This is a genomic window from Desulfomonile tiedjei, from assembly GCA_016212925.1.
In the GTDB taxonomy this organism is placed as follows: Bacteria; Desulfobacterota; Desulfomonilia; order Desulfomonilales; family Desulfomonilaceae; genus JACRDF01.
In genome coordinates this window covers 1-8,104 of record JACRDF010000028.1, presented here as the reverse complement: position 1 = coordinate 8,104, position 8,104 = coordinate 1, and the positions used below count along the sequence as shown (strand labels likewise).

Below are 8,104 nucleotides of genomic sequence, written 5' to 3'. Positions count from 1 at the left end.
TCAGGTATTTTTGCCATAATTCATGCAAGGAGCTATTTTCGGAGACCTTGGCGAGGCCGCCGGAGGCAGACCTTACTTTCACCTGCTTCTCCACAAAGACCTTTCCTTCCCCTTCCTTAAAGAATTTTACTGTATTCAATGGGGAAGGTAATTCCTCGTCTCCGAACCCCAAAGGCGGCAGGACAATGGCCCGGTCCCGGATTTCGTCTTCAAACACCGTCTGCATCTTCTGCCCCAGTTTGATGGCTGCGTGGATGGCAAATAACACCAGATCAACATAAGGCAACATGTTCCCCTCCTTTGTAACATTCCGCCCGGTTGTCCCCGGTTACAAGTCCCATTAAGCTGCCTTAAAAACTTTGCGGTAATTGGGAACAATGCCCCCGGCGCCCTCAGGGGGAACATTTTCGGATGGTTGCGGGATGCAGACTGGCCAATAACTTAGTTATAATGTGAAATTATGCCGGGTTGGAAAATTTATAATACCGAATGGCATGCAGCTTTAAAGATGGCGCCGGTTGGCGCCGGTAATTGGTGAAAGGTTGGTTTAATCGAGCAAACAGAAATGAATGATGCCACCCCACACCCAATTTGAAATATTTATTAAAATTTGTCAATGACAAAAAATGACTGATATGCTCACTTTATTGGTCGATACTGAGGGATTCTTAATTTTTCCTTGACTCGATTATTGCAGTTACGATAGATTCGCCTTACTTTACCTGTAAATAACGGATTTATTCCTTAACCCGGATGACAGGCCGGCCGACACCGACTTGCCCTATTCTGAATCGCTTTCCTGGACCCTGATTATTAACACCCAAAAGAATTTGGGGCTGATCAATGCGTCAGGAACGTTCCTTGCCTGGTAAGCACAATTTTCCTAATTTTGCCGCCTTCCCGTATGACAAATTAGACAGTTACCTGCCTGGGCGAAAGGGGTGTAAGTGAACCTATGACCAGAAAAGGCTGTTGATGCCGCGAAAGGACGGGATTATGGACGACATCTTCATCTCGTATTCCCGAAAAGACAAAGCCTTTGCCGCCCGGCTCCACGAGGCCCTGAAGGCTCGCCAGCGGGAGGCCTGGGTGGACCTGGAGGACATCCCCCCCACCGCGGAGTGGCGGGAGAAGATCAAGGCTGGCATCGAAGGGGCCCGGGCCTTTGTCTTCGTGCTCAGCCCCGACTCCATGGCCTCCCCGGAGTGCCTGAAGGAGGTCGATTACGCCGCGGCCAGCCACAAGCGTCTCATCCCGGTGGTCTGCCGGGGGGTTGATGCCCAAACCGTGCCCGAGGCCCTGGGCTGCCTTAACTGGATTTCCATGCAGGAGCAAGACGACTTCGAGAAACAGGTGGACCTCCTCCTCATCGCGGTGGACACCGACCTGGAGTGGGTGGACGCCCACACCAATCTCCTGGAAAAGTCCACGGAGTGGGACCGCAAGGGCCGGGAGAAGAGCCTGCTCCTCCGGGGCGGGGAACTCCGCAAAGCGGAGGACTGGCAGGTTGAAAGCGGCGGTAAAGAGCCCAAGCCTACGGAACTCATGGGGCAATTCATTCTAGCCAGCCGAAAAGGGGAGACCAGCCGGCAGCGGAGATTGTTAGCAGGGGTGGGACTGGCCCTGGTGGTGGCAGTGACGTTGGCCATAGTGGCTTTTTTCCAATACCGGGAAGCCGACCGGCGGGGCAAGATCGCTCTGTCCCGGCAGTTAGCGGCCCAGAGCAAAAGCCTGTTGGGGAAGGAAAGGCTTGATAAGGCCTTATTGCTGAGTCTGGCAGCGGGCCGGGTGCAGGAAACCCTGGAAGCGAAAAGCAGCTTGTTGTCGGCGCTGATGCACGAACCGTATCCCCTTTCCTTTCTTCATGGCCATACGAAGAGGATAAGAACCCTGGCTTTCAGTCCGGACGGCAAGACTTTGGCCTCGGGAAGCAGTGATAAAACCATCATTTTATGGGATGTAGCCGCCCGGCAGCCCCTGGGTTCCCCCTTAACCGGTCACAGTGCTGACAGAACCAGCGCGGTCTTCAGTCCCGACGGCAAAATTCTGGCCAGCGCCAGCGAAGACAAAACCATCATTTTATGGGACCTGGCCGCCGGAAAGCCCCTGGGGCCAGCTCTTCAAGGACACTCCGATACGGTGTTCAGCCTGGCCTTCAGTCCGGATGGCAAACTCCTGGCCTCGGGTGCGAAGGGCACCCTGATCTTGTGGGACATGAACGCCAATCCCCCCCTTGGGCGCCCGCTCGCAGGCCACACCAGTTTTGTAAGCGCCCTGGCCTTCAGCCCGGACGGGAAAATTTTGGCTTCGGGAGATAACCTAAAAATCATCTTTTGGGAGGCGGCGACCACCCAGCCCCTGGGACCCCCGCTGGCGCACCCGGGGTGGGTGAATAGCCTGGCCTTTAGTCCGGACAGCAAAACCCTGACTTCTGTGCACCAAGAAAATGAAGTCATCCGGTGGGAGGTAGCGGGCGGCAAAGAACTCAGCCGCTTTGGACTCGGGAGCAGCCCTGCGGTTTTGACCAGCGCGGCTTTCAGCGCCAACGTCAGCATGTTGGCCTCTGGGAGGCTAGATAGGACCTTCACCCTTTGGGATGTAAAAAAACAGCGCCCTTCAGTTGCACCTTTAACAAGTCATGCCCACCCGGTGGATGCAGTGGCCTTCAGTCCGGACGGCCAGACTTTGGCCTCCGGCAGCCGGGACGGTGACATTATTTTGTGGGATTTGTCCGGAACTCAGGTTCTGGGGAAAACCATACTACCCTTCCGAGATGAAGAAATCTCAAATGGAAAAGTAACCGGGCGCTTTTCCAGTGTGGCCGTCAGCCCAGACGGCAAAATTCTGGTTCAGATCAACAGAGAAAAATCCGTCATCCGTAAAGACCAAATAACCAAGTTCCTGGAGTCTGTCGCAGGCCTCAGCGGAGACGACAAACCATCCGCTGAAGATATCTCAAAGGCTAAATCAGTTCTGACTGCCGGGTTGGTGGCCAAAGAGAAGGACCCCGCCATCACGCTCCGGGACCTGACCACCAGGGAACCTTTGGGACCGCCCCTGCCGGGCCTTAATGACGCCAAAGAATTTTCCAAGGTGTTCTTCAGTCCGGACGGTAAATTCCTGGCCACGGTGAAGGACGATACCACCATCCTGGTATGGGAGACCGCGACTCAAAAGCTCCTGGAATCCCCTGCGGAGGGCAACGGCGTTAAGGTGTGGAGCCTGGCCTTCAGCCCGGACGGCAGGATTCTGGCAGCCGGGCAAGACGACAAAAAGATAGTGCTGCGGGAGCTACCCAGCCTCAAACCCCTGGATAAACCCTTCACCGGCCACACCAGCGGGGTTTTCACCCTGGCTTTCAGTCTGGACGGGAAGACCCTGGCCTCGGGTGACGGGAAGAAAACGATCCTCTTCTGGGACGTGGCCACGGGCCGCGCCTTAAGCCCGCCGCTGGCGTACCATTCATTGGCGATGGAAAGCCTGGCTTTTAGCCCGGATGGCCGCATTCTGGCGTCAGGAAGCGGGGATCAAAGCATCATCTTGTGGGATGTGGCCAGCCACCGGCCCCTGGGGCCGCCTCTGACCGGCCATAATTTCGGGGTAAAATCCGTCGGATTCAGCCCCGATGGCAAGACCCTGGCCTCGGCAAGCCACGAGGGTTCCATTATTCTCTGGGACCTGGCCACCCGCCTGCCGTTGGGGCCGCCTTTAAAAGGCCAAACCGGCGCTGATTATTTGTTCTTCTATCCCGACGGCAAGACCCTGATCTCCGGTAGTAAATACAAGACCATCCAATGGGATATGGCCCCGGAGATCTGGAAATCCCGGGCCTGCCGGATCGCCAACCGCAATCTCACCCGGGAGGAGTGGGCCCGGTACCTGGGGGATGAGCCCTACTGTAAAACCTGCCCAAACCTACCGGAGCCGGAGGAAGAAAAGGAAGCAAAATAAAAATGATGCTCTTGGCGGTGCCGGGTCGACGAGCCATAACCATGGATTTGCGGCCATAGACACCTAAACCGAGAGTTCAAGGCACGATAGCTTTTCCGAACTTATTGCTTCTTTTGCACCATCTAAAAGGAGAATGCCCATGACCCGTCCCCTCTGTTTCGTCCTCATGCCCTTTGGGAAAAAGCCTAATATCGGGGGGGGGATGGTGGACTTTGACGCGGTGTATCGAGAGCTCATCGCCCCGGCCATTGACGCGGCCGGGCTGGAGCCGCTCCGGGCCGACGAGGAGATGACCGGCGGCATCATCCACAAACCCATGTTCGAGCGCCTGATCCTCTGTGAATACGCGGTGGCGGACCTGACCACCGCCAACGCCAATGTCTTTTATGAATTAGGCGTGCGCCATGCCGTGCGGCCCTGGAGCACGGTCCTCATTTTCGCGGCCGGGGGCAGCCAACTCCCCTTTGACGTGGCCCCGCTTCGAGCCCTGCCCTATCAATTGACTCCCGAGGGTGCTCCGGCCGAGGTGGCGGCCACTAAAGAGGCCCTGACCCAACGCCTTTTGGAAGCCAAAAAGACCGCGACGGATAGCCCCATTTTTCAACTCGTGGAAGGCTATCCCGATATCGACCATACCAAGACCGATGTGTTCCGCGACCGGGTCCAATATTCCAGCGAGATGAAGGCCCGGTTGGCCGAGGCCCGGGGCCGAGGGGTGGACGCGCTCCGGGCCGTGGAGCAGGAACTCGGGGTGATCGAAGACGTGGAATCCGGGGTGGTCATCGACCTTTTTCTCTCCTACCGGGCGGTGGAGGCCTGGCCGGAAATGCTTGCACTGGTAAAGAAAATGGCCCCGCCCCTGGCCGCCACGGTCATGGTCCAGGAGCAACTGGCCCTGGCCCTCAACCGGGGAAAAAAGGGCGAGAAGGCCGAGGGAGTGCTCTTGGAACTCCTGAAACGGCGCGGTCCCAGCAGCGAGACCTATGGCATTCTCGGCCGGGTCTATAAGGATCGTTGGGAAGCGGCGATCAAGACCGGGCAAGGATTTCTCGCCCGGGGGCTGCTGGACAAGGCGATTGAGGCCTATCTGTCCGGCTTCGAGGCTGACTGGCGCGATGCCTACCCCGGCATCAACGCCGTAACTCTGATGGAGCTCAAAGAGCCTCCCGATCCCAGGCGGGAGCAGCTCCTGCCGGTGGTGGCCTACGCGGTGGAGCGCCGCATGGCCGCGGGCAAACCGGACTACTGGGATTATGCCACTCGTCTGGAGCTGGCGGTCCTGGCCAAAGACGAGGAGAAGGCCCTGGGGGCCCTGGGAGATGCCCTGGCCGCGGTCAGGGAAAGCTGGGAGCCAAAAACTACCGCCCGCAATCTGCGCCTTATCCGGGAGGCCAGAACCCGGCGCCAGGAAGAAGTGCCCTGGGCCAGGGAAATTGAGGAAGAACTGGAGCGCCGGGGGCAAGTGGTGTCTCAGCCTCAGATTTGATGGCCCGGAATGGCGTGAAAATAATCTTAGCAGTTCCTCATGGGCCTTCGGCCCACCCGTAAAGCATGAAAAAGTGGTAGGGCGGGCGTCTCGCCCGCCTCGGTAATCCGCACAGGCTGGAAAGCCTGGGCCACCAATTCTGAGAACTTTTCGGAATAGTTGCTCATGAGCCTTCGGCTTACCAGTAAGTTATGAAAAATTTATGGCAATCTCGGTATTAACTTTGAACTTTGGGCGATCATCCCCTTGACACAAGTATTTTCATGTGCTATCTTATCCCTAACAGACAAGGAGAAAGGGCCATGAAATACACGTTCAAACAGTTTCAAGCCGAATATCCAGATGATCGGGCTTGCCTTGAGAGAATCATGCAGGAGCAATATGGCGGAACTGAGTTTGTCTGCCCTTCCTGCAATGTCCTTTCTAAATTCCACGCCATGACCAAGCGCCGGGGTTATGCCTGTGATCGCTGCGGCCACCATTTTTATCCTTGTGTCGGCACCATTTTTGAGAAATCCCGGACCAAACTAACCCATTGGTTCTTTGCCATGTATTTAATGACCAGCACCCGCCACGGCGTAGCCGCCAAAGAATTGCAAAGGCAAATCGGCTGCACCTATAAAACAGCGTGGCGTATGGCTCACGAACTGAGAAAACTTATGGCCCAGGCCGATAACCACAAACCGCTTAAGGGCCATGTTGAAGTTGACGAAACAATTATTGGCGGTTATCAAAGCCGGGAAGTTACCAAACTCAGAGGGAGCAATAAAAGCATTGTTTTCGGCCTGAAAGAAAGAGACGGTATTTTGCGCTCCGGTCCTATCAAAGACGTGAAGCGAAGCACCCTTGACCCCCATATCCGCCACAATGTTGAGCCGGGAAGCACTATCAGTGCCGATGAATGGCCGGGATATAATGACCTTAAAGATGGTTATGAGCTTGGCCGCGTAAACCATAATTCTAAAGAGTATGTTAATGGTATCCATCATGTTAATAGCCTTGAAGGTCATTGGAGCCTTTTAAAGCGTGCAATTCGCGGTACTCATGTTCATGTTTCCGCTAAGCATCTTTGGAAATATGTGAGCGAGTTTAATTACCGTCATAATATGCGTAAATCCCATCACGCTATGTTTTATCGTCTGGTGGCTTCTTTTTCGCTGCCGCGCCTACTAGAGACGTGAAATCCTCTTTGTGTCGGGGATTATCTGCCTTTAAGGGGGGAATAACTGATTCCATCTCTGCGGCAGGAATTTTAGCTTCCCATGCAGCTTTTTGGGCCTCGCGCCTTTCTAACATCTGAGCAATCTCCAATAGCTCTATAAGTTTATAGATAGGTATGACCACACCCATACCATAAGATACTCGCCTGTCTTCATTTATACCTATCGCCGCAGCCATAATTTCATCAGGGGAAGCATTCCACGCACTTTGCCATATTCCAATTAAATAAATATTTTTAAGTCCAATTTGTGAACCCAATATGCCTTCATCATCATTTCTGCCAAAAGGGAATTCCATGGTTGGCCGTGCAAAAACGGGAGAACCACTTAATCCATCTACGCTTTGCGATTCAATTAAATAAGCTTCAACATATTCAGTCTTTCCAGTTAAGGAATCTCTTGCGGGAACCTTTTCATCGCTAGGTACCATCGCTACGTTACCAGTATGTACAACTGGTAAATTTCTTTTTATTCCTGTTAAAAATCTAAATAAACCAATTGTATAGCATACATCCCCTATGCCAATATTCTTTTCACCTATTGCTGCAATTAGTGTGTCTGGTAAATATAACGCGTCGTAAATTGATTGTTGGGTAATGCGACATTCGATAATCGCTATATCGACACTTTCATCAGGATGATAGCCCCATTCAATTTGATCTATATGTAAGTTATCAACTAAGCCATCTTTTCTGTTAAGCCTGATAATAAAGGGATTATCTCCTAGTGCTTTCGCTACATGCTTTGCCGTTACTAAATATGCACCCCCTTTATATCCAAGCAAAAAACCAGTACCAGCACAATAAATGCCGCTTTTCTCAGAACTATCTTCAATCCCCAAAAATACAACACATTTCCGCAGATCATTGTCAATTTTCATATAAATCCCTGGGCCAAAAGAATAGTCCCTATGTTCTGGACCCAGGGTATATTTTAGCATGGATTCCCGCTGAGAAAGTAAAGTATTTATGGCGATTATCCCCTATAGATTCCTATATTCTTGTGCTATGGTGATTTTGCCCAAATCCAATATTCAGGAGGTTAGGAGCCATGCTTCCTAAGATTTGTCCTCTTAGACTTGCCCCTTCATCAAAACCGGGGAACCAGACTTACGATTTTTGCACCCCAAATTGTGCCTTATACCTTGATTATGCAGGCAAGTGTGCAATTAACTATACTGCCGAAGTCCTCCATAAAATGCAGTTAACCGGAAAATAAAAAGGGTAAAGAGCTTAAATAAGCAGCCATTTCGGAGCTAGACTTATACCCAAACAGAGCTTCAATATCTGCTTGGGTTATGTCGCCTTCAGCTTTGACAAACATTTTTACAAGGTCAACCATCTTGTCCCGGAGAACTTCGCGCTTAGATTTTTGCTCAGTCATTTTTCGTATCCTTTCATTTTATTTGCCTGTGATAATAGGTTACAGCCAAGACAGCGGGACCATT

General features: G+C 52.9%; 6 protein-coding genes. 3 read left to right on the top strand and 3 right to left on the bottom strand.

Features of this window, described 5'->3' with window-relative positions; all coding sequences use genetic code 11:
* Positions 1–289 (bottom strand): hypothetical protein (locus HY913_12605; protein ID MBI4964112.1); only part of this gene is annotated, 289 nt, incomplete at its 3' end.
* Positions 290–996: 707 nt separating this feature from the next.
* On the opposite strand from HY913_12605, the gene HY913_12600 reads away from it, so the two are divergent.
* The 3 genes from HY913_12600 (at position 997) to HY913_12590 (ending at position 6,618) form a co-directional block, all read left to right on the top strand.
* Entirely contained in the window at positions 997–3,951 is a 2,955-nt protein-coding gene (locus HY913_12600) for a TIR domain-containing protein (protein MBI4964111.1), read from the top strand.
* Between the two features lie 133 nt (positions 3,952–4,084).
* The gene (locus HY913_12595) at positions 4,085–5,437 is read left to right on the top strand and encodes a DUF4071 domain-containing protein (GenBank protein ID MBI4964110.1); all 1,353 of its coding nucleotides are present in this window, start codon (positions 4,085–4,087) and stop codon (positions 5,435–5,437) included.
* Between the two features lie 302 nt (positions 5,438–5,739).
* On the top strand, positions 5,740–6,618 hold the full coding sequence (locus HY913_12590) for an IS1595 family transposase (protein MBI4964109.1): 879 nt from the start codon (positions 5,740–5,742) through the stop codon (positions 6,616–6,618).
* On the opposite strand, the gene HY913_12585 is transcribed toward HY913_12590, so the two are convergent.
* Complete coding sequence (locus HY913_12585; GenBank protein ID MBI4964108.1) at positions 6,563–7,597, bottom strand: hypothetical protein; 1,035 nt, start codon at positions 7,595–7,597, stop codon at positions 6,563–6,565. The two genes, HY913_12590 and HY913_12585, sit on opposite strands and share 56 nt — an antisense overlap.
* A gap of 263 nt (positions 7,598–7,860) precedes the next feature.
* Positions 7,861–8,040 carry a hypothetical protein gene (locus HY913_12580; GenBank protein MBI4964107.1) on the bottom strand — a complete coding sequence of 60 codons (180 nt, stop codon included), beginning with the start codon at positions 8,038–8,040 and terminating at the stop codon, positions 7,861–7,863.
* Positions 8,041–8,104: the final 64 nt, after the last annotated feature.

Bases quoted from the DNA above. Each gene is read 5' to 3' on its own strand.
- HY913_12600 (MBI4964111.1), top strand. From the start codon at position 997: ATGGACGACATCTTCATCTCGTATTCCCGAAAAGACAAAGCCTTTGCC.
- HY913_12595 (MBI4964110.1), top strand. From the start codon at position 4,085: ATGCCCATGACCCGTCCCCTCTGTTTCGTCCTCATGCCCTTTGGGAAA.
- HY913_12590 (MBI4964109.1), top strand. From the start codon at position 5,740: ATGAAATACACGTTCAAACAGTTTCAAGCCGAATATCCAGATGATCGG.
- HY913_12585 (MBI4964108.1), bottom strand. From the start codon at position 7,597: ATGCTAAAATATACCCTGGGTCCAGAACATAGGGACTATTCTTTTGGC.
- HY913_12580 (MBI4964107.1), bottom strand. From the start codon at position 8,040: ATGACTGAGCAAAAATCTAAGCGCGAAGTTCTCCGGGACAAGATGGTT.